The organism is Acinetobacter legionensis (assembly GCF_057165765.1).
Genome location: NZ_CM169896.1, coordinates 2,109,691 through 2,133,519 on the forward strand (window position 1 = coordinate 2,109,691; position 23,829 = coordinate 2,133,519).

Consider the following 23,829-nt stretch of genomic DNA (forward strand, 5'->3'; position numbering starts at 1 on the left):
GTAGTGGATAGAGTCATAACTTATCTGAACTAATCTTTATTTGAATGAGAGTTTCAAGTAATCAGCATTAAGAATTAAAAATCTATTTATCTTGTCAAAAATAGAATATCATTCCAATCATCGATAAATTAGTGACTCATTTTTTTAATTTCTTATATAAAGTGAACTGCATGAAATTACAGCTAGATAAATATGATCGTGGAATTTTGGAACTCTTGCAAAAAGACTGTACCTGTGCAATTGGTGATATCGCAGATCGTATTGGATTAAGTAATACCGCCTGTTGGCGACGCATTCATAAAATGGAAGAAGAAGGAATTATTCGCGCTAAAGTTGCTTTATTAGATCGTAAAAAGTTAAATATCAACGTGATTGTTATGGTTTTTATTAAAACAGCACAACATAATGCAGAATGGATTCAAAAATTTCACAATCATATCCACACAATCGATGAAGTTATAGAAGTGTATCGGATGGCTGGAGAGACTGATTATTTGTTAAAAGTCGCTGTACCCGATGTTCTTGAGTATGACAAAGTCTATAAAAAAATAATTCAAATTTCTGGTCTTACTGATGTGAGTTCGAGTTTTGCAATGGAGCAAATTAAGTATACAACTGAATTACCTTTAAATTTTCTTTGAGCATTGATGTTTTTCCATAAAAACCAAAGTCCTCAATAGTCTATATTTCTCTTAGGCTTTGATCTGTGAAATGCTTTTTACAAAGGAATCGAACTATCTCAATGACTATAGAAAGGTAAATAAGCCTTAAAAATTATTCAATAAAGCACTGAACATATCACTCAGCCAGATTATCAGTATTTACCTTATCATGTCATTAAGGGAATAAAATTCCCAGTAAATGTTAAAATACGGATTTATATTCTATATTTTTTAAAAAATAGTGATTTATTTAAAATAAAAATTCTATGCATTTTATCTATCATTGGTTGTAGAAATATTTCTTAGAAATCATGCTGGTGCTGCTATGAATCATTTTTGTACACAAGTCATAAATTTGGGAAGAACCCCTCAGCGTTTTGATGGTTTGGTGAATACACCTGTTTATCGAGGCTCAACTATTGTTGTCGATAGTTTTAAAGAATGGGAAGATCATAAGCAAAATGGCGGTGTTTATAAACATTATGGCCGTTTTGGTGCTGCTACAGCAAAGTCTTTTGAAAGTGCAATTAATGCATTAGAAGGTGGGGCAGGATGCATGGTTTTTCCATCTGGACTATCGGCTTGTACACATGCATTAATGGCATTCGTTGCAGCAGGTGATCACGTTCTTATTGCTGATAATATTTATGGGCCAACACGAAGTTTTGCAGACAGTATGTTGCCCAAACTGGGAATCCATGTTGAATACTTTAACTCATGTGATTTAAACGAGTTAAAGAGCAAAATTAATCAAAAAACCAGCGTGGTCTTTGTAGAGTCACCGGGTTCAATTACTTTTGAAATTAGTGATATTGCTGCAATCTCAGAAATAAGCCATGCTATGAATGCCAAGGTTTTAGTAGATAACTCTTGGGCAACGCCATTGTTTTTTCAACCTTTAAAACATGGTGCCGATGTCTCAATTCAGGCTGTCACAAAATATATTGGTGGGCATTCTGACATTCTCATGGGGGCTGCAACTGCAAATGCAGCATCGATTGAGCAATTAAATAAAGTTGTGCATTTTTTTGGTGAAACGACTAGTCCAGATGATATTTATTTAGCTTCACGTGGATTAAGGAGTTTAGCTGTCCGCTTAAAACAACATGAAGAGAATGGCGTGATACTTGCTCATTATCTAAATGAACATCCAGCAATCGATGTGGTAAATCATCCAGCTTTAGCAATGAATCCATATCACAAACTATGGCAACAGAGCTTTTCTGGGTCTACAGGCTTATTTTCTTTTTATTTAAAACAAAACAATCCATGTTTTGTTGAGGCTTTCTTTGACTCTTTAAGGCTTTTCCACATTGGCTTGTCATGGGGTGGATTTGAAAGTTTGATTTTGCCAGTTGGAACGCCTTATCGAACTCAAAGTCATTTGCCTAGTCGTGGATATTTGGTACGTCTACATGCTGGACTTGAACATGTAGACGATTTAAAAGCGGATTTGGAGGAGGCACTAACTATTGCTCAGCGTGCGATAGCTTAATTTCATTATACATTATAGTAAAATGAGACCTTAAATATCCAATATAGCAAGACTATAGAAGAAACCCTCTAATAAAATAGAGGGTTTAATTTAAAATGTATTAAAAATTATAGCGGACACTTAATGTGGCATTTCTTGGTGTACCCCAATTCATTGAGTTTGCACCAATACCTTCGTAGTATTTCTTGTCAAAAATATTGTCAACGTTCAGCTGAAGCTTAATATTTTTATCAACTTGATAACCTAACATCGCACTAGCAAGTACAAAAGCATCTTGATCTATACGTGTATTTCCAGTACCCGTATAGTATTTACTCTTGTAATTTAAACCGAGTCCAGCACTCCATAGATCTACTTTATATTTCACAAATAGATTAGATGTTGTGCGTGAATTCGTTGTATTAACCTTTACACCTTTTGCATCTTTTGCTTCAAAATTAGCAATACCAAAATTAACGCCCCAGTGATCATTAATTTCACCATCTGCTTCGAACTCAAAACCTTTACTTTCAACTCCATCTACACCACGATAAGCTTGATCAGTGGTTAGTGCACCATTACGAACAATAAATCCTCCTGGTATCGCTTCAGCAAAATTAGATTGTTCAATGCGGAATACTGATAAAGCTGTGTTTAAACGTCCGCCAAACCATTCACTTTTTAATCCTGTTTCATAGTTTTTACCGTTCGCAGGATCTAGATATTGATCATTTACATCTTTACGGCTTTGCGGTTTAAATATGTCTGTATAGCTGACATAGACTGAGTGATCTTTTGCAAAATCGTAAATAGCGCCAATATAAGGCGTGACTTCGTTGTTAAATTCACGATTGCCTACACCATTTTCAGACTCATATTTCCAATTAGATAAACGTGTACCTACAATCACTTTTAATGGATCGAGAATTTGAAATTTACCAGAAATATAAGCCGAAGTTTGAGTCGTTTGATTCAGAGCATTTACACCATTCAAAATGACGGATTGAAGTAGTGGTTGTGCCATATTGTTATAGTCGAGCGGACCGCCTAAATACTTCTCGACTTCATTTTTAGTATTGGATCCCCCAAAAATATCCTTGGTCTTCTCGTTTTTGTTCCATGAACCACCAATAATTATTTCTTGTGGGCGGTTAAATAGTGTAAAAGGCACGTTGATGAAAAGATCAATATTATTTTCTTCATTGCTTGCTTCTGAGCCATATACTGAAACATTATCTGTGATTTTACCTGTCTTAGGATCAGGTTTATTTTTTAGTGGGCTGGTATTGGTTGCTTTGTTTACTTGACCGCCAGTGTAAAGCAGAAGGGTATTTACATCTTCTTTACGAAAGGTATATGCAACATTTAAATTAACATCATTGAATAAATTCTGTTTTAAATTGGCGAATACTGCTGTGGTATTTACATCCCAAAATGTCCAAGGTGCAGTTACCGTTAAGCTTCGATCAAAGTTAGTACGACTTCCATCATCATAAAATGCTGGAGTGCCTCCCCAGCGAATGCCATCACGTTGTAACTCTTGATAAGTTGCACCAAGTGACATACTAGTTTTATCACTCAAATCGTAATCAATCGCACCATAAAATACATTGCGTTCTTTTTCATAAAAATCCATAAAGGATTTTTCATCAGTATGTTTGACGAACATACGTCCACGAAGTGAACCATCTTCGTTCAGTGGCGTAGAGATATCCGCATAGCTACTCCATGCATTCCAAGAACCGAGTGAAGTGCTCAGATTACCCGTCAACTCTTTTGCATTGGCATGTTTACGGACCATATTTAGTCCCATTGCAGGATTACCAGCACCTGTGGTAAGCCCATTTGCACCTTTAACAACTTCTACACGATCATAAATATCTAAATCAAGATCACCTGCACCTAAGTTTGTGGTACTCGGCATTCCATCTATTAAATAGTAATCGACCTGAAATCCTCGAGCATAAACAGACTGACGTTCATCGGTACGCGATGTTGAAACACCTGTAATCGTATTCATTAAATCTTGAAAAGAATCAATGTTTCGGTCATCTAAATATTCACGTGTTAAAACTTTGACAGATTGAGGTGTTTCACGAAGAGACAAATTTAATTTTGTTGAAGTATTTGTCTTTTTGGCTGTATAGCTTTGAGTTCCTTCTGTAATAGCTGAATTTTCGCTTTCTGCTTGTACTTTGATTGTTGGTAAAGCCACTGTTTCTGTTTTTTCTTCTGCATAAACAACAGATGGAATAGTTAAAGCCATAGAAAGTACTAAAGGATGCATTTTGAATGCATGTCTTAGAGGGAAGAAGGTGTACATAAGATAAATTCCATAATAAAAAATGCGCGCTATCGGGTTTTCTGTCTTTCTATTGCTTTAAACCTGTTACGGGCAAAAAAGCGTTACAAAAAGTAACATATGCACAATTAATTATCAATAATCATTCTCATTTATTTAGTGGAATTTTTATCATTACTATTTGCAAGATAATAGTTACATTTGATTTTGGGTTATAAACAATGCAATCGGAGATATTTTGAATTTTTGATATAGATAAAGTAATTATAGAAAAAATTAGATAATAGTAATATGTAAAGGATATTTTAGAAAATGATCAGTATCCGAATGCCTTGGATACTGATGGCAAAGTTAAATTAAGATAAGATTTAAAAACGATTAAAAACTGATAAAACAAGATGCTACCAAAGACTTAGTTAACTTAAGTTTAGCTCAAATCTACTTTCTTACTTTTATGATGAGTTCTTTCAAAGAATTAACTTAATAATACTCTTAACATTTCATAAATTTACACTGTAAATTGAGTATCTTCCAATAAAGAAGATACTCAGTATAAAAAATAAATAACCATTTGATAATATTGATTTCAGATAAGCAGCTCAAACAATCAATCGATATTCAAAATGAAGCTAAGAAAGTTTTTATTTCTTTTCCTACGATGGTTGGCTGCTCCCAAGGAGTCCAGTGTCCGCAATCTTCAATTTCAATTACTTTGGGATTAGGAATGATTTCTATATATCTTTGCGCCATATGTTCACCAGAATTAGGATCACTTTTCCCATTGATGAGTAATAAAGGAATCTGGCTATTAATCAAAGCATTGACAAGTCTATCACGGTGTTTAAACCTCTCGAAAATTGAACGGTTTAATTGAACTAGGCTCTTTTTCCCATGATTCATAATTAATTGTTGATACCATTGTTCTAAATCTAACTCACTTGGCTGATTCTTTTGATCAAACATATTTTTCATATTTTTTGAGAAAACACGAAAAGATAAGAAATATATTATTATATGTCCAAGAATAGACGCCATAAGTTTTTGGATTAGGCGAGGGCGATATACTTCAGGAAATAAACTACCATTCATAAAAATAGAAGATTTAACTTTAAATGCTAAAAGGTTGTTCTGCTGTCGATCGAGCAATTCCTGAATGATTCCTACACCTAAATCATGACCGACTAAATGAATTTCCTCTAGCTTCAAATACTCAATCAAGGCAATAGCTTGATCGGCATGATCTTGAACAGAATATATATATTTACTTGGTTTATCAGAGAATCCTAATCCAAGTAAATCGATAGCAAGTATTTGATAGTTCTCAGCTAGAGTATCCCAGATTTTAGCCCAGTCAAATGAGCTTGTGGGATAACCATGAATTAATAAAATCGTTTGGGCATTCAGTTTAGGTGAAAACTTGTAAAAGATTTTATAATTTTTAAAGGACAAATAATTCCCTTCATACTCCCAGCGATGTAATGTGTACTTCATTTTTATTCCTTTTTTTGCTAAACTTACACTGTAAGGTAGATTATAAGGTAAACACTATTATGTCAAATCGAACAGAGAACCATAAAAAAACAAGAGTCAATTTGTCGAGAGATTTAATTATTCAAACCTCTTTACAGATGATAGAAACGAACGGTATAGAAGGTTTCAGTCTGCGTAAACTTGCTCAAATGCTCAATTGTGAAGCTATGAGTATTTATTATCACATGAAGAATAAAGAACAAATTCTTGATCAAATCGTAGATTTTTTGATTTCAAAAATTAATTTAAAAAAGCAAGTAGACGATCCAAAAGAACAATTGATGTATATAGCAAAACAATGGAGAAAATTATCTAAGGAATATCCAAAATTTTTTCCTATCTTAGCTGTTCATCCATTGAATACAGATATTGGATATAACTTTATGAATAGTATTTTGCTTGTTTTCAAGAATGCCAATTTAGGTGTAAAAAATGCGAGTTATTTTTTAAGAATTTTAAATTATTACTTAATAGGTGTAGGAATTGATGAAGCTAAGGGATATCAGCTAGCAGGTAAAAATCTAAAATTAGACAAATATACTTTACTGGAAGATGCTAAATCTTATTGGACAATAGAAGATCAGGATCAAATTTTTGAGTTAGGTTTAAACATGCTTCTGACCAATATGCTACATAAAAATAATGAGTGATGTTTGCTAAATCGAAATAACAATCTATTAATTAATAAGTTAGGCATACAGTATCTAACTTATGTTTACCTAAGTTTAGTTCATCACCTAAAGGCTTTATGTTGTTAGTTAGCTAAATTCTATATAAACCATACATTTGGAAAGTGACTATTCATATTTTTACAGCTCTAGATATTTTTTTAAATAGAGCCCCGTTAAGGATTTTTCAAATGAGAGTAAGTCGCTAATTGTTCCAGAGAATACCAATTCACCGCCGTTATCTCCAGCCAATGGGCCAATATCGATCACCCAATCTGCTTGAGTCATGATATCTAAATTATGTTCAACAACAATGACGGTATTGCCTTTTTCAACTAAGTTATTTAATAACTCGATCAATCGTTCAGTATCAGAAGGATGTAAGCCTGTGCTTGGTTCATCCAATACAAAAACATTATCTGTTTCATTGAGCTGCTTTGTGAGTTTTAGTCTTTGACGCTCACCTCCAGAGAAAGTATTTAAGCGTTGGCCAATTGCAATATAGTCTAAACCCAAGCTCACTAGAGAATTAAATTGCTGCTGTAAATTGTAATCTTCAAAAAAATGACTAGCTTCACTGACAGTCATTTTCATAAGTTCAGCAATATTCTTATCTTTATAATAATATTTTAACACCTCTGGTTTATATCCCGAGCCATGGCATAAGTCACACGTCATTTCTACATCATCTAAAAATGCCAACTCAATTCTCTCGATACCTGATCCTTTGCATTGAGGGCAAGCCCCTTCACTATTAAAACTAAACAGCTTAGCACTAACTTTATTTGCTTTTGCAAATAGTTGACGAATCGGATCAAGAAGGTCTAGATAGGTAAGTAAATTTGACCGAATACTTGCAGTAATTGCAGATTGATCAATGACTTTCGTTTCAGGGTATTGTTGCGGTAATACTTTACTTATTAAAGTACTTTTTCCTGAACCTGCAACTCCTGTAACAACAGTTAAGCAATTTTTAGGGATAGCTACATCAATATTTTTCAAATTGAATAAATGGGCATTCTTAATCGAAATCCATTCATGACTGACACGTGGGATTTTCTTATAGGTATTGGGTCTTCTAAAAAATTGACCTGTTAAACCAGACGAGTTTTTTAATTCCGCAAATGTTCCTTGGTAAATAATCTGACCACCGTTTGCGCCAGAAAGTGGTCCCATATCAATAACATGATCAGCTGTTCTAATAAGATCAGGATCATGTTCAACAAGCAATACGCTATTTCCTTTATCTCTAATTTTTTGAATGATTTTAATAATATTATCTAAATCTTTTGGATGCAGCCCCACACTTGGCTCATCAAAAATATACAGTAAGTCGACTAAGCTATTCCCTAAATGTTTGACCATCTTGATTCGTTGAGACTCACCACCAGACAAGGTGTTGCTTACACGATTAAGATTTAAATAGCTGAGGCCGACCAAGTTTAAGTTCATTAATTTGTTAATGATCTCATATAAAACAGTTTCAAATTTCTCACTTTTTATCGACTCTATAAACGCTAAAAGCGCTGACACAGATAGGGCAGTACAATCAGCAATATTTTTACCATGAATTTTACAAGATAAAGATTTTTGATTAAGCCGTTGTCCATGGCATAAAGAACATGGTTTGGTGCTAATAATCTGCTCAAGTTTTTCTCGATAACGATTTCGTTCTTGTGCTTCACCTTTTAAAAAGTTACGTTCAAATCGGGTAATCAGTCCTTCATAAAGGGCCGTTTTTTTCCATTCACTTTTTGGATTTAAAGGTTTATGCTGGGGAGCGTTCAAAAACAAATCCCATTCTTTTTCACTATAATCTTTTAATTTTTTATCTAAATCGAAATAACCAGAATCAGCATATCTCGTCCAACGCCAAGCAGTGGGTTGATAGGTAGGGAAGTTGATAGCACCTTCTTCATTCAAGGATTTATTTAAATCTAATATTTTATAAATATCAATTATTTGCTCTAGACCTATGCCTTCGCATTGTGGGCACATACCATTGGGATGATTAAAAGAAAAAACATTTGAATAACCAACAAAAGGTTCACCCATACGTGAAAATAATAGGCGAAGATTTGCATAAATGTCTGTAATTGTTGCAACGGTTGATCGGATATTTCCTGTTAATGGTTTTTGATTGATAATCACAGGAACATTTAGATTCTCGATTTTGTCAACATCCGCAACTCCAAAATGCTGCAGACGGTTGCGAACAAAGCTGTCTTGAGTTTCATTGATCTGTCTTTGCGCTTCAGCACCAATAGTTTCAAAAACTAATGATGATTTTCCTGAACCTGAGACTCCAGTAAAAACAACAATTTCATGTTTGGGAATCTTCAAAGAAAGATTTTTTAGATTATTTTGCCTAGCTCCGTAAATATTTATTGTTCTTTTAGTCATATGAGATCACTTGAAGTTAAGGATTTATAATAAAGATAAGACAAAATTTATAAAAAGGATGTATATGTTTATTAAATAAAAAGTTTAAATATTAAAAATTTTGATCTTTCCTCCACATTAGTGATACACAAGTGTTCAATAAAGTTAATGTATCAACAAGCACATACGAAAAACAAAATGGGGCAAGAGTTTTGTATATGGAATAAGACTTGGAAGAAAGCTTATTTAACTTATGTTCACCTAAAATCTACTTTATAGGCTAAAAATCATATATATCACTTTAATTCAATTGCTTATAACAAAATATACCTTAAATTAAAAACCAAAGTTCATGAACACTGTAGTATCTATTTAGTTGAGAGAAATTTTATACCATCAGTTTTTTAAAATATTAATACTATGATTTAACACTACTCAAAACGGATTGTAGTTAAACATTGATTCGACATAATTTATGATATTTTTGATCCATCGATAACGAGCTCAACACACTCTGCCACTTAGACTGAGATCATTAAAGGAGTTATGAGAATCTTCTCTTAACTCCCTTTTTTAAATTATCTTTTGATAACTAATGCTAACTTCCCAACATGTTTTCCTTGCTGTAACAATTCATGAGCTTGCCGCGCATTTTCAAGATCAAAGGATTGATAAAGTATTGGTTTGAGTTGTTCTTTTGAAATTAAAGGCCAAACTTTTTCCTGAAGGGCAGCCATAACTTCAGCTTTGGCTGTAGCAGATTGGGAACGTAACGTTGCGCCAGTATGAGTAAGACGTTTTGCCAACATTGGGAAAATATTGACTTTTTCTGCAAGCCCTTTTAGGACACCAACTTGTAAAATAGTGCCATTCATAGCTGCAACCTCATAGTTTTTCTGAATGTAATCGCCTGCAATAATATCTAAGACAAAATCTACACCTTGACCATTGGTATGTTTTTTTATTTCTTCAACAAAATCCTGTTCTTTATAATTAATCGCAACATCAGCGCCAAGTTCTAGACTTGCTCGTTGGTGTGCAGTACTAGAAACTGTAGTAAAAATTTGTGTAGCACCAAAGGCTCGCGTCAGCATAGTTGCGGTAGTTCCAATGCCAGAAGTGCCACCATGAATTAGAATAGAACTGTTTTCTCTAAATTTTGCATGTTGAAATAGATGAGACCAAACTGTCATAAATGTTTCCAGCAGAATTCCACCCTCTATTAAGGTTAAACCCTCAGGAATAAACAAAACATTATCTTGATGTGCAATCACATATTCAGCATAACCACCGCCTTGTACCAAAGCACATACTTCATCACCAACTTTCAACTTACGTACAGATGAACCTACTGCTTTCACTACACCTGAGACCTCTAAACCAGGGATGTCTGTCACACCTGGAGGCGGAGCATATAAACCTTGTCGCTGCATTACATCTGGCCCGTTAATACCAGCAGCAACCACTTCAATTAAGACGCCATCATTACTTAGCTCAGGAATAGGACGTTCACTTACTGTAATAACTTCAGGACCGCCTGCACCATTAAATGTAATACATTTCATAAATGTCTTTTCCTTATCATTGTTGGAAATGGGATTTTGAATCGTCAATCTCGTTTTAAATAAAATTAATTTGAAGAAGGTCTCTTACCTAAAGTGATCGCTAATGCAAATGCTATAAATTTACCAAAAGGAGCATGGAGCAGACTTGGAAAGTTCCACCGGCCTTGATCAAATACACCTTTGGCATGACTCATCGAACGAAAGCCCTCAATTCCATGATAGGCTCCCATGCCACTTGGACCTACTCCACCAAATGGAAGATCATCTTGCGCAACATGGATAAGGGTATTGTTAATGCCTACATTCCCTGATGTAGTACGACTTAGTATTTTTTTGCAATCTGCATTTTTTTCACCAAAATAGTAAAGAGCTAAGGGTCTATCTCTCGTATTAATATAGTTAATCACTTCATCAACACTGCGATATGTACGAACAGGAAGAATTGGACCGAATATCTCTTCTCGCATAATGGCATCATCATCTTTTGCACCGATAACAAGAGTTGGGGTGAATGTACGTTGTCTATTAATTACAGATTCAGGTCTAATACCTACTTCAACAATACGTGCACCATTTTTCTCAGCATCTTTAATCAGATTTTGCAAACGGTTGTAATGTCGTTCATTCACAATGGAAGTGTAATCTAAGGTATCAGGACCATTTGGATAGAATTTTTTAACTGTTTTATCATATTGATTAATAAATGATTCTAGATCATCTTCATGTACCAAGGCGTAATCTGGTGCAACACAAGTTTGCCCAGCATTAGACAATTTTCCATAAGTAATACTCGTCAAAGTTCTTGAATTGACATGACCTTTAGCGACAATCACAGGACTTTTCCCACCTAACTCAAGCGTAAGAGGGACAAGATTATCACTTGCAGCTTTCATCACTTTACGACCAACAGGTGTGCTACCTGTAAATAAAAGATGATCAAAGGGCAAGGCGCTGAATTCTGCACCAATTTCAGGCCCTCCAAGAACAACTGCAACCTCATCTAGTGGAAATATATCTGCCAACATTCGATAAATGACATCACTGGTACGAGGCGTTAATTCTGATGGTTTTAACATGACTCGATTCCCAGCAGCTAAAGCAGTCGCTAATGGAATCAATGTCAATGATATTGGGTAATTCCAAGGTGCCATAACACCAATGACACCTTTAGGTTGATATTCTACACGGGCAGTCGCAGAACGATAAAATAAACTGACATGGCGGTGTTCAGCTTTCATAAAACGACCTAAGTTTTTAGTCAGATAATCTATAGATTGAATGATACCCAGCAACTCCATCACATTCGTTTCATGATGTGAACGATGTCCAAAATCTTCACTTACGGCGGTCTGCAATTCAGTGCGGTTTGCAAGCAATGCAACACGTAATTTTTTTAAATTTGCTTTTCTTTGGGACAAAGTTGTTGGCTCTGATCGGAGAAAAGCTTGGCGTTGTTGATCCAAAATTTTATTCAAATTTTCAATTGGATGGGTCTTATTTAAAGCATTCATTTTTTCACCTCACGATATGAAGACAACGATTAATGCCTACATGAATGTGTAACTCGTTAAGATAACTATAAGATTAAAGTCGACTTTAATGTCAACTGAAATAAATCAAAAATTAAAAAATAATTTGTAGAGGTGTAGGAAATGTATAAGCAAACTTTGATAGGAAATACGGGGAATAAATAAATCTTTTTCTATTCACCAATCAGCAGACTGACTAAAAAATCAATTTTTTAAACTTAAACTTTTGCAATCAAAACTGACTAAAAGCATTGAGCTTGAGGTGAGCTTTAATCTTAATATTGAATAACTATCTGAAGAGATAGTGCCGTATTTATCCAATTTACCAACATTGACGACAACATAAATTAGTAATCAAATTGTGCAATTTTTGCATCATTAGCTTTTTAAAAATCGTGCTGAGTTTTATTAAAACCTACCAGCAGGACCGTTTTATGGGTTCAAGCGTGATGGTGTTGAGCCATCTGAACCTATTTTTGGAATTGGTGGCGTCAAGGTATGATGAGTGGGGCCAAAGCACACTATGATGGGATTGTCGCATTCTCTCAGACTGATTTTACAGAAGATTTAAAAAAAGATCTCTGTTCCAGTATGAGTAATGCATGGTGATGATGACCAAATCGTACCTTATGAAAACGCTGGGGCTTTGTCTGCCAAACTCTTACAAAATGGAACTTTAAAAATTTATAAAGGTTTTTCAGATGGAATGCCCACTGTGAATGCAGATGTTATTAATCCTGATTTATTAGCATTTATTCGTGAATGGTGAGTATGAGTCATACCTTAAGCATGTTAAAAGATAGAGGCAAATAAAGCCTCTATCTTTTTAAATTAGAAGCACAAATTTTTTAATAAGCTATTAATTAATAAATATTTTGATAATTATATTAATTAACTCAAAAAAATCCATTGACATTAAAGTTGGCTTTAATCTTAAAGTATAACCATACCAAAACAGGACACCGAAATGAAAGTGTTTGAGAAATTAGTTTTACCAAATGGCTCCCAAATTCAAAATCGAATTGCCAAAGCAGCCATGGAAGAAAACATGGCTGACTTAAACCATGCACCATCAGAAAAACTGATGCATTTATATCAAGCATGGGCGAATGGTGGAGTAGGGCTCATCATTACAGGAAATGTTATGGTTGATCGTCGTGCTATGACAGGACCAGGTGGTGTGGTTTTAGAAGATGATAAATTTATAGATACTTTTAAACGTTGGGCACAGATAGGGCGCTCACAAGGTGCGCAAGTTTGGTTGCAAATTAATCATCCCGGTCGCCAAATGCAATCAAATTTAGGACAGGAAACATGGGCACCCTCTGCTGTAGGACTAGATTTAGGGAAAATGTCTGATCGTTTTAGTATTCCGATTGAAATGACTCAAGACATGATCGATGAAGTCATCCAACGTTTTGCAAATACTGCACGTTTAGGTGAGCAAGCAGGATTCACTGGTGTTGAAATCCATGCTGCACATGGCTATCTATTGAGTCAATTCCTCTCACCTTTAAGCAATAAACGCCAAGACCAATGGGGTGGCTCATTGGAAAATCGCGCACGAATCCTAATTGAAATTGTCAAAGCAGTCCGTGCTGTGGTTTCACCAACATTTACAGTTGCAGTGAAACTTAACTCTGCTGATTTTCAACGTGGAGGTTTCAGTGCTGAGGAGGCACAACAAGTCGTTTGCATGCTTAATAAATTGGCTGTTGATTTGGTAGAGCTTTCAGGTGGTAGTTATGAGGCACCAGCGATGCAAGGTCAATCAAGAGATGATCGTACATTAGCCCGTGAAGCATACTTCTTAGAATTTGCCCAAGAGATTGGTAAAGTTGCAAATATGCCTGTCATGGTGACAGGCGGAATACGTCGTAAACAAGTCGCTGAAAAAGTAATTGAAAGTGGTGTAGATATGGTCGGTATTGCGACTGCATTGGCGATTGATCCAAACTTACCAAATAAATGGAGGCAAGGACAAAACGTAGCACCTGAATTAAAACCAATTACTTGGGACAATAAAACCTTAGCGTCACTTGCGAGTATGGCGACAGTTAAATTCCAACTACGGAGGTTAAGTCTGGGCAAAAAACCAACCCCTAAAGTCTCACCTTTATGGGCATTACTAATACAACAAGCAGCGATGGCACGTCGTACTCATCAATATAAAAAGCGAATGCGCGATTATGCATTTTCGTCTTAAATACCGAGGACAGATTTCATGATAAATACAAATGATTCCAATTGGATGATTTATGGTGCAAATGGCTATACGGGCGAGTTAATTGCCCGTGAAGCTGTCCGTTTAGGTCTTAAGCCAATTTTAGCAGGACGCACACAAGCCAAAGTACAACAACTTGCTCAAGAATTAGGCCTTGAATACAAAGCTTTTGGTCTAGATGACGTTACAGCTGTGAGCGAACAATTAAATGGTGTTAAGCTAATCATGCATTGTGCTGGCCCTTTTTCCGCAACCTCACATTCCATGATGAAAGCTTGTATTAAAGCAGGTTCTCACTATTTGGATATTACAGGTGAAATTGCTGTATTTGAATTAGCGCAATCACTAACGTCAGAGGCACAACAAGCAAATATAGTGTTGTGCCCAGGTGTAGGTTTCGATGTGATTCCAACAGATTGTGTTGCTGCTGCCTTGAAAGAAGCTTTACCCGATGCGACTCATCTAGCACTCGGTTTTGATTCAAAAACAGGACTTTCACCAGGCACAGCCAAAACCAGCACAGAAGGCATGGCAGATGGCGGAAAAATAAGGAAAAATGGCAAAATCACTACCGTAGCTTTAGCACATCACGTACGTCAAATAGATTTTGGTGATGGCAAGAAGAGCGCAATGAGTGTCCCTTGGGGGGATGTTTCAACAGCTTTTCATACCACTGGTATTCCTAATATCGAGATTTTTGTACCAGCACCAACGTCCATGATTTTTGGTGCAAAAATGTTGAACTGCATACGTCCTATATTCAAACTTAAATCAGTACAAAACTTGATGAAATCAATTATTGAAAAATCTGTGGTAGGGCCTGATGAAGAATTACGCGCTAAATTGCCGACTTATGTGTGGGGCGAAGCAAGAAATGAAAAAGGTGTAATAAAAACAGCACGAATACAAACTCAAAATGCTTATAGCTTAACCGTAAATGGCGCTTTAACAGTCGTTCGTTATTTACTTGAGCATGATGTTAAGGGGGCAGCATATACTCCAGCAAAGTTAATGGGCTACAGCCTAGTGACTCAGATCGAAGGTTCAAGTGATATTGTAATTTCTTAGACGTACTCGGGATAGGATCTATCATATTTCTTAAATGTTTGTGATCCTTCTTAATTTAAACCAATTCCAAATATTTTATTTAGAATTGGTTTTTTTATTACTTTAGTTTTTAAATGATGAAAATTTTATATTAAATATAGCTATTTAAATTTATCTTATCTCGCTATGATTAAAATACTAAAAATATTTTAATCATCTTGAAAGCTATTTATTAGTTGAAAAATAATAAATGAGTATCAATGGTAGATCAAACAAAAAAGTACCTCGCTAGGAAGTACTTTAATTTGAATATGAATTACTTTTTGTTGTTTTCATTACCTAAAGACTTCAATGGTATTGGCATATTTAAAGCCAACTGAGCATCTTTGACCACATCTAAACGTAATACTTTACCAGCACCGAGCTCATCAAGTAGGTTAGTTATAGGACCGCCATTTCGAACAAGTTGTACATTTCTCGGAAATAGCTGTTGTCCAAAGGCAAGTGTATTAGATTCTACAGATGTACTATGCCATTGGCCATCAACTAAATTAAACATCGTTTTAGTTTCGATATGAGATTGTGGTTTGACACGCTTAATCTTTGGTAACGGTGCAATTAAACTCAAATCTGGTTTACCATCAGTATTCAAAATCTGAGCTTCAACATTTTTATTACCAATCGTCATATCAATTGCTGTCAGCCATTTAGGGAGTTGATATCCATACACACCACGCACACGGGCAATTTCTGTATCTACAGGCAATGCTAAAACATGACCATAGTATTTATGGTTACGCATTGAACTTAACAATTCTGTAGTGTGAAACTTATGCGCACCAGGTTGACGAACAACTACAGCGACTGATACTTCATCGTAAGGATCGACATCGCCTACAGCATAAGAAAAGAACGTAAGAGAAACTAAGCCATAGCCAGGGAAAGGTTGTAATGGCTCAAGTGGAGCAGGAAGTTTTGCTTTTAACTTGGATACTGGAGCAAGCATCAACAGTTGTACATTACTGGTACGATAATAAAAATTTGGTGACCAAACTTTACCAACACGAGTCTCTACCATTTTTTTAGGGATAGTACGGAAATAATCGATATTTCCAGCAGCGGGGTCTTTAGCAACTTCATCCAAGTCTGGATTCATGCGGAAACGATCGTAATAACCACCTTTAGGTACATTTACTTTATATGGTCCAAATTCAACTACGGTGGTTTTTTGATCACTATTCTCAACATTGCTAGAGGTAGTATTGGGTGTTGTAGCATGAGCAGATAAACTCAAGAATATACCAATTGATGCAGTAGCAGTTGAGCGACGGAATTTAATTTGATTGAACATAATGGTGTTCCTCCTATTAACATTAATTAAATGCTAAGATTAAAGTAAGGTTTAAGGTCAAGCTTTTTATGATTTTTAATTGTTTTTTTTTGTTTATTACAGTTATTAAAATAAAAAAACCAGATTTACATAATCTGGTTTTTGATGACGAGTGTAAAATGGATTAATGCATGGTTTTTAAGCGTTGTATTACAGCCTCCGCAATTTCTTTACTTGATTGAGGGTTTTGTCCAGTAATGATTCGATCATCAGCAATCACATAAGAGGTGAACGGAACCAAAGAACGCTTATATTTAGCACCGCGTTCGATTAATTGGTTCTGAAGTAGAAAAGGGACTTGAGATTTCATCCCTGATAGAGTCTCTTCAATATTTGCAAAACCAGTTACTGTTCTCCCCGCAATTAGTGATTGACCCTTATGATCCTGTAATGGTAATAATCCGCCCACTCCATGACACACCGCAGATACTACACCCCCTTGCTGATAAATTGTCTCACTGATCTTCTTTAGTTCTTGGTTATTAGGAAAATCCCACATCGTGCCGTGACCACCTGTGTAATACACTGCTTTATAATTAGATGGCACAATTGCTTTTGGTTCGAGCGTTGTTTTGAGATGTTGCATAAATTCAGGATTAGCTAAATGAATTTTTGCTGCGTTATCTAAATAGATTACTTTTAAACTGCGCTCATCGAGCGGAACACTGCCACCCCGAGGACTTACAAAATCCATTTCATAACCAGCAGCACGTGCAACATCATAAAAATGGGTAAGTTCAGTCAACCATAAGCCTGTCGTATCTTTACGATTGGGATAGGCGAAGTGATTTGTCATCACCACTAAAATTTTTCCATTCGATGCTAAATGCTTAATTGGTTCAGATGCATAAGCGAAAGTATTGGCTAAAATTAGTGTAATAAAGCCAATGATCCAGTTTTGAAGAGTCCAAGATTTAAACATGACAGGTTCCTCATAAATTACCTGTCTCCAATGCTATGTTTAAAGTTCGGTTTAAGGTCAATAGTTTTTATGATTTAGCGACAAATGGAATACTTAGGCTTGATCATTAACGTAATAAAGATTCAGCAAACGTTGCGCATTTTCCTCACAAGTTATTTCATCAGGTTTGTTATTAATTGCATTAATCATAGTACGCAGATTATTTTTACTCATTGCTAATTTTTGCTCTAAATCTTCAATATCTTTAATTTTGCTTTCCAGTAAGCCAATCAAAATATCGTGATTCCATGTTGTCACGTTAGATGGCAAAAATGATTTTATTTCTGCTAAAGAAAAACCAACTTGCTGAGCTTGTTGAATTAAATAAAGTTGTTTAAGGTCATTTTCGCTATATTCTCTATAGCCATTTGCTTTGCGTTTTGCCTTTGGAAGCAGCTTAATCTGCTCATAGTAGCGAATCGTCGGTGTGCTTAACCCACTTTGTTTTGATAGCTTGCTTATATTCATTTCACTTAATTTCACTTGACATTAAAGCCAACTTTAGACTTATAGTGTGTTAAAAGCAAGATCAATAAAAATGAAAAATAGAGGCTGCTATGACAAAACGGATATTACATATTGTCACTAATGTCGATAACTATGAGGGTATAAATTATCCTACAGGGTTATGGTTGGGAGAACTTACTCATGCTTACGATGAGTTTGAAAAAAATCATTATGTTCAAGATATTGTAAGTCCACTCGGTGGAAATTCACCAATTGAACCTAAATCATTAGGACGTTTTGTTGCCGATCAATCAGTATTAAAACGTAAAAATGATCCAAGCTTTATGAAATTACTTGAGAATACAAAGAAGCCCTCTGAAATCAATTAGCAAGATTACGATGTGATTTATTACACGGGTGGCCATGGGGGTAATGTGGGATTTTTTGGATAATCTAGAACTCCAAGAAATTACCAAAAATATTTATGAAAACGGTGGGGTAGTATCTAGTGTTTGCCATGGTTATTGCGGGTTATTAAATATTCGGCTTTCGAATGGCGAATATTTAATTAGAAATAAAAAATTGACTGGGTTTGAGCGGTGTGAAGAAGTCTTAGCAGGTGTGGCTAAAAAAGTTCCATATAATGCAGAACAACGGGCAAAAGAACATGGTGCATTTTATGAAAGAAAGTTCATTCCTTTTGCCCCAAATGTTGTTAAAGATCAAAATTTGATTACTGGTCAGAATCCATTTTCTGCACGTGTTACTGCTGGAGCAATTATCGAGTATTTACAAAAAATGTAGTTCTATATTTGAGTATAGTGCAATAGAGTTAAAGTGATAATGCCTGACGGATGAAAGCATGAATACTAATTTATATAAGAAGAAATGTATAAAATGACACGTGTTATTTATTTAACTTATGTTTGCCTGAATCTGAATCCATATTTTTATTTTAAAAAATATTAAAAAAACAATAATAAATGTCTTAAATTTGAAATAATAAAAAACTAAGTTCATGAACTTGCTCTGTAAAGTACTGTTTGAACCAAAATAATGGCTAAGAATTGGACACTGATAACTATTCATTTTTCAATTAGTGATTTTAGATAACTCAATAATATCGGTCTTAAATTAATTACTTAAATTTAACTTTATGAGATGGAACTAATCAACAAGAAATAATTATTGCAGCTAAAAGATTGATGAAAGGAGCATATTCATGGGGAAATTATAAAATAAAACTTAAGATATTGATTTTTATATCTAATTAAGCATTGATGGTTACTAAAAAAATATATACTGTAATAAGCATTCATGGTAAAAAATTTAAATTCTTGATTGAGCTGTAGATGTATGTCCCTCGTCGTTACTAAAAGAAATAAAAATATAGCCCAACTGATCCACGCTGTTTCACATTTAGCTGAAACAGAGGGGGATCATGTTTCTAGTATTTCAGGACTTTCTTTTCATAACAGAATAAGCCCAACGGAGAGCACTCATTGTGTCTACAATTTAGGTGTAGGTATTATCTTGCAAGGGCAAAAAGAAATTGTGATTGGAGATAAAGTCTATAAATGCTTTGAAGGACAAAGTATGTTGACGACGATTGATTTACCAGCAACATCACATGTTGTACAAGCCTCCTCGCATAAACCATTTTTAGCTGTTTTACTTTTACTCGATCTTCAGATGCTGAATGAGGTTGTAGCAAATATGCCAATCGAAGATGAACATTCATCTTCAGAGGATATTCATGATTCGTTTTCAGTAGATTGGGTAGATGATCCTCTTACAGATGCCGTATTGAGATTGGTTAAAGTCCTCGAAGAGCCTGCTATGATTCCTCATCTAGCACATTTAATTCAAAAAGAAATTATCGTTAGACTATTAAATAGTTCACAAGGTATTTATTTACGACAACTCGTCAAAACAGGATCTGTAAATCAAAAGATTCACCAAGTTGTGAGTTGGTTGAAAAATAACTATACACAACCGATTCGGATGGATGATTTGGCGGAACGGGCATTTATGAGCCCATCAACTTTCAGACAACATTTCCGCGAAATTACAGGAATGAGTCCATTACAATACCAAAAACAACTCCGTTTACAGGAAGCTCGTCATTTGATGTTAAATCAAAATTTGGATGCAGGACGTGCAGCGAGTTTAGTCGGTTATGAAAGTGCTTCTCAGTTTAGTAGAGAATATAGTCGTTTGTTTGGAGAGTCACCTCAACGTGATGTGCAGCGATTAAAGCAGAGTTCATAATTGAATTTTGCCGAATTAAATATAATAGGCAAATAACTCGTCATTTTAGGCAATGTTAAAGTTTTCTCATTTTTTATACTGCTTATAAATATTCAACTTATTATTTAAGGCAGTTGAGATGTCGCTAAGCAAGCTTACTTTATTTAAACCTTTTGAGTTAGTTCATGGGATTTCTTTACGTAATCGAATTGTCATGGCGCCTATGACGACGTGGTCTGGAAATGAAGATGCAACGGTTTCTGAGCAAGAACTCGAATATATAAGACATCGTGCTCAAGATATAGGACTTGTTATTACAGGTTGTACGCATGTTCAGGAAAATGGAATTGGTTTTACCAATGAATTTGCTGCGTATGACGATCATTTTATCCCAAGTTTAACCTCACTTGCACAAGCAGCTAAAAGTGGAGGAGCTCCCGCCATTTTGCAGATTTTCCATGCAGGGAATAAAGCTGTACCTAGTTTGATACCTCATGCTGATTTGGTAAGTGCAAGCGCTTTAGCTGCACCTGCTGGACCATTTAATGATGGTCAACTGAAAAGTCGTGCTTTAAGCCATAATGAAATTTTAGAGGTAATCCATGCCTTTGGTGAAACGACACGTCGAGCTATTGAAGCTGGATTTGATGGAGTTGAATTGCACGGAGCACATGGGTTTTTAATTCAAAATTTCTTTTCCCCACAATTTAATCAGCGTGACGATGAATGGGGTGGTTCCCTAGAAAAACGTATGCATTTTCCTCTAGAGATTGTTAGAGAAGTAAAACGTGTGATTAAGCAATGTGCCAAAAAACCTTTTGTTTTAGGCTATCGTATTTCTATTGAGGAATATGATGAAAAAGGCTTACGTATAGCTGATAGTTTACAGCTCATTGGTCGTTTAATAGATGCTGAAATTAGTTATCTTCATGTTTCATTAGTTGACTTACTTAACTCAAAACCTGTCGATACTATTGATGAACAACTTATTATTAAACAGGTAATTGATTATGTTGGTGATCAATTACCTATTATGGCTGCAGGTATGATTCTAATTCCTGATCAAGCTGAAAAGGCTTTGGGTTTGGGTCTCCCCCTAGTCGCTGTAGGTAAAGGGCTAATTATAAATCCAGAATGGGTACAGTTAGCCCAAAATGATCGTGCTGATGAAATTGAAACTCAATTGGATTTAGAAAAAATGCCTGAACTTGTGATTCCTGAAAAGTTACAGCAGGTGATCGAGGCAACAAAAGGCTGGTTTCCGATTAAGCAAATAGAGAAGTCTTAAACAGACTAGATTTTGAATTGACTGGTCAAGGAGACAAAAATGTACGATGAAACTACAAATGATGTCATTACTTCATTGGCAAAGAATGTCGATCGCCTCAGTCAAACTGATGGCGACCACCAAACAGCAATTTCTACATTATCCTTGCATCGACGTTCCAACCCAAGTGCGACACATTGTATTTATAACTTAGGTTTAGGTATTGTTCTACAAGGCGAAAAGCAAGTCATTATTGGGGAAGAAATTTTTACATATACATCAGGACAATCAATGCTGACAACGATTGATATTCCAGTTGTTAGTCATACTCGTTGTACTACTGGCCATAAACCTTTTTTGGGATTAATGCTTTCACTTGATGTAGCAATGATTAGGAAAATAGTTTCTCAACTGGGGCAATTGGATTTTAAGGAGAAAATACAACCCTCTTTCGGTGTTCAAGTTATTGACTATGCTCTAATCGAATCGATAAATCGTTTGGTAAATTTAATTGATGAGCCTGTTTTATTATCTCAGTTATCGCCTATTATTCAGCAAGAAATAATGATTCGTTTATTAACAGGGCCCAATGGTGTTTATCTACGTCAATTAATTAAAGTTGGCTCTATGAATAGCAAGATCGAAAAAGCAGTATCATGGTTGAAGCATAATTTTATTAAACAAATTCAAATGGATGATCTTGCGGATCTTGTTTTTATGAGTCCATCGACGTTTAGACAACATTTTCGGGAGATTACGGGTATGAGCCCATTACAGTACCAAAAGCAACTCCGTTTACAGGAAGCCCGTCATTTGATGTTAAATGGTGAGGTAGATGTAGGTCATGCAGCAAGTTTAGTAGGTTATGAAAGTGCCTCTCAATTTAGCCGTGAATACTCACGCTTGTTTGGTTCTTCACCCCAAAAAGATATCCAAAACCTACTCTTAGCTTGAACTAACAGAAAATTTTTTATATTCGCCCAACTTCTAAGAAAGAAGTGGGGTTTTATTTTTTTAAGATATTGAAAAATATATTTAATTTAAAAAAATTATATAAATAACAGAATAGGCAAATTATCCGTTGAATTAGGCAATTCAATCAGGTTTCGTCATCCTATACTGAATACATAGAAAGATAGGTAACCAACCTAAAGTAGATGGTAATTAAGCATAATTAACGAGTGAGGTACTCCATATGCAAACTGTAAAATATAAAAATCTAGCATGGGAATCAGCAGCTAATATCCTTTTTCCTAATGACTTTGACAAAAGTAAAAAATATCCAGCCATTGTCAGTGTTCATCCAATCGGAAGTTGTAAAGAACAAACTTCTGGCAATATTTATGGTAAAGCCCTAGCTGAGGCAGGTTTTGTAGTTCTAGTAATCGATGCATCGTTCCAAGGTGAAAGTGGCGGTGAACCACATTTTATAGAAAATCCATATCACCGTGTTGAAGATATCCGTTATGCCGTAGATTATTTGGTCACTCAAGATTTCGTTGATGAAAATCGTATTGGTGCTTTAGGTGTCTGTGGTGGTGGTGCTTATGTACTCAACACGGCAATGACAGAGAAACGTATTAAAGCAGTGACTTCAATCACTGGCGTGAACTTTGGCCGTATGACCCGTGAAGGTTATGGTGGAACAGGTGAGGCTTTGATTGAAGGGCTTGAGGCAATTGGATCACAACGTACTGCCGAAGCTCGTGGTGGAGAATTATTAGTGAATGATTTACTTCCTCCATCCGTAGAGGAGGGTAAAAAAGCTGGAATTACCGATATTGACCCATTAGAAGCGACTGACTACTACAAAACTGCTCGTGGTCAGCAGCCAAACGGTGCAACCAGTGCATTACTTTCTCGTATGAGTGTGGCTTTGGGTTGGGATGCATTTCACTTAGCTGAAGTCTTATTAACCCAACCGATTTTGGTTGTAATCGGTGACAAACCAGGAGCTTTTGGAGCTTACCGAGATGGTCATGAAATTGTATGTCGTGCAGCATCGAAACAAAAAGAGTTGTTGGTTTTAGAAAATACATCACATTACGAATTGTACGACCAACCAGAACCTGTTGCTAAAGCATTAGCGAAAGCAATCCCATTTTTTAAAGAATATCTTTAATTTTGAAAT

At 35.4% G+C, this 23,829-nt stretch carries 17 protein-coding genes and 2 pseudogenes; 11 read left to right on the forward strand and 8 right to left on the reverse strand.

Going from position 1 to position 23,829, the window contains the following annotated elements; translation table 11 throughout:
* Positions 1-170: 170 nt before the first annotated feature.
* Positions 171-641, forward strand: a complete 471-nt coding sequence (locus tag AC2G3J_RS09645) for an Lrp/AsnC family transcriptional regulator (protein WP_336951106.1) — start codon at positions 171-173, stop codon at positions 639-641.
* A 346-nt stretch (positions 642-987) separates the two neighbouring features.
* Entirely contained in the window at positions 988-2,157 is a 1,170-nt protein-coding gene (gene metC, locus AC2G3J_RS09650) for a cystathionine beta-lyase (protein ID WP_419328919.1), read from the forward strand.
* A gap of 100 nt (positions 2,158-2,257) precedes the next feature.
* Here metC and AC2G3J_RS09655 read toward each other — a convergent pair whose 3' ends face one another.
* A complete protein-coding gene (locus tag AC2G3J_RS09655; protein WP_483771017.1) occupies positions 2,258-4,459 on the reverse strand; it encodes a TonB-dependent siderophore receptor in 2,202 nt (733 codons plus the stop codon).
* 597 nt (positions 4,460-5,056) lie between these two features.
* Positions 5,057-5,929 carry an alpha/beta fold hydrolase gene (locus AC2G3J_RS09660; RefSeq protein WP_336951109.1) on the reverse strand — a complete coding sequence of 291 codons (873 nt, stop codon included), beginning with the start codon at positions 5,927-5,929 and terminating at the stop codon, positions 5,057-5,059.
* Between the two features lie 59 nt (positions 5,930-5,988).
* Here AC2G3J_RS09660 and AC2G3J_RS09665 point away from each other — a divergent pair, with 59 nt between their 5' ends.
* Positions 5,989-6,618 (forward strand): TetR/AcrR family transcriptional regulator, encoded by a 630-nt coding sequence (locus tag AC2G3J_RS09665; protein WP_419328914.1) that lies wholly within the window; start codon positions 5,989-5,991, stop codon positions 6,616-6,618.
* Between the two features lie 159 nt (positions 6,619-6,777).
* Here AC2G3J_RS09665 and AC2G3J_RS09670 read toward each other — a convergent pair whose 3' ends face one another.
* The 3 genes from AC2G3J_RS09670 to AC2G3J_RS09680 form a co-directional block, all read right to left on the reverse strand.
* Positions 6,778-9,039 (reverse strand): ATP-binding cassette domain-containing protein, encoded by a 2,262-nt coding sequence (locus AC2G3J_RS09670; protein WP_483771018.1) that lies wholly within the window; start codon positions 9,037-9,039, stop codon positions 6,778-6,780.
* A gap of 557 nt (positions 9,040-9,596) precedes the next feature.
* Positions 9,597-10,583 (reverse strand): NAD(P)H-quinone oxidoreductase, encoded by a 987-nt coding sequence (locus AC2G3J_RS09675; protein WP_336951112.1) that lies wholly within the window; start codon positions 10,581-10,583, stop codon positions 9,597-9,599.
* A 65-nt stretch (positions 10,584-10,648) separates the two neighbouring features.
* The gene (locus AC2G3J_RS09680; protein ID WP_483771019.1) at positions 10,649-12,094 is read right to left on the reverse strand and encodes a coniferyl aldehyde dehydrogenase; all 1,446 of its coding nucleotides are present in this window, start codon (positions 12,092-12,094) and stop codon (positions 10,649-10,651) included.
* 409 nt (positions 12,095-12,503) lie between these two features.
* Between AC2G3J_RS09680 and AC2G3J_RS09685 the strand changes: the two are divergent.
* The 3 genes and pseudogenes from AC2G3J_RS09685 to AC2G3J_RS09695 form a co-directional block, all read left to right on the forward strand.
* A pseudogene (locus tag AC2G3J_RS09685) lies at positions 12,504-12,881 on the forward strand (alpha/beta fold hydrolase); the annotation flags it as partial.
* A 198-nt stretch (positions 12,882-13,079) separates the two neighbouring features.
* Positions 13,080-14,318, forward strand: coding sequence for an NADH:flavin oxidoreductase/NADH oxidase family protein (locus tag AC2G3J_RS09690; protein WP_483771020.1), 1,239 nt, complete (start codon positions 13,080-13,082; stop codon positions 14,316-14,318).
* Positions 14,319-14,336: 18 nt separating this feature from the next.
* Entirely contained in the window at positions 14,337-15,404 is a 1,068-nt protein-coding gene (locus AC2G3J_RS09695; protein WP_419359669.1) for a saccharopine dehydrogenase family protein, read from the forward strand.
* A 295-nt stretch (positions 15,405-15,699) separates the two neighbouring features.
* Here the strand turns inward: AC2G3J_RS09695 and AC2G3J_RS09700 are convergent, their stop codons facing one another.
* The 3 genes from AC2G3J_RS09700 to AC2G3J_RS09710 form a co-directional block, all read right to left on the reverse strand.
* The gene (locus AC2G3J_RS09700) at positions 15,700-16,734 is read right to left on the reverse strand and encodes an acetoacetate decarboxylase family protein (protein ID WP_336951116.1); all 1,035 of its coding nucleotides are present in this window, start codon (positions 16,732-16,734) and stop codon (positions 15,700-15,702) included.
* A 163-nt stretch (positions 16,735-16,897) separates the two neighbouring features.
* Entirely contained in the window at positions 16,898-17,695 is a 798-nt protein-coding gene (locus tag AC2G3J_RS09705; RefSeq protein ID WP_483771021.1) for a type 1 glutamine amidotransferase domain-containing protein, read from the reverse strand.
* A gap of 93 nt (positions 17,696-17,788) precedes the next feature.
* Positions 17,789-18,202, reverse strand: a complete 414-nt coding sequence (locus tag AC2G3J_RS09710; RefSeq protein WP_419328923.1) for a MerR family transcriptional regulator — start codon at positions 18,200-18,202, stop codon at positions 17,789-17,791.
* An 89-nt stretch (positions 18,203-18,291) separates the two neighbouring features.
* Between AC2G3J_RS09710 and AC2G3J_RS09715 the strand changes: the two are divergent.
* The 5 genes and pseudogenes from AC2G3J_RS09715 to AC2G3J_RS09735 all read left to right on the forward strand — a co-directional run bounded on the left by AC2G3J_RS09715 (position 18,292) and on the right by AC2G3J_RS09735 (position 23,820).
* Positions 18,292-18,985: pseudogene (locus tag AC2G3J_RS09715) on the forward strand (type 1 glutamine amidotransferase domain-containing protein).
* A gap of 552 nt (positions 18,986-19,537) precedes the next feature.
* On the forward strand, positions 19,538-20,452 hold the full coding sequence (locus tag AC2G3J_RS09720; RefSeq protein ID WP_336951118.1) for an AraC family transcriptional regulator: 915 nt from the start codon (positions 19,538-19,540) through the stop codon (positions 20,450-20,452).
* Between the two features lie 118 nt (positions 20,453-20,570).
* Positions 20,571-21,719: an NADH-dependent flavin oxidoreductase gene (locus AC2G3J_RS09725; protein WP_336951119.1), complete on the forward strand. Its 1,149-nt coding sequence runs from the start codon at positions 20,571-20,573 to the stop codon at positions 21,717-21,719.
* A gap of 39 nt (positions 21,720-21,758) precedes the next feature.
* Complete coding sequence (locus AC2G3J_RS09730) at positions 21,759-22,652, forward strand: AraC family transcriptional regulator N-terminal domain-containing protein (RefSeq protein ID WP_336951120.1); 894 nt, start codon at positions 21,759-21,761, stop codon at positions 22,650-22,652.
* Between the two features lie 241 nt (positions 22,653-22,893).
* The gene (locus AC2G3J_RS09735; protein WP_483771022.1) at positions 22,894-23,820 is read left to right on the forward strand and encodes an alpha/beta hydrolase; all 927 of its coding nucleotides are present in this window, start codon (positions 22,894-22,896) and stop codon (positions 23,818-23,820) included.
* The last annotated feature ends 9 nt before the right edge of the window (positions 23,821-23,829 follow it).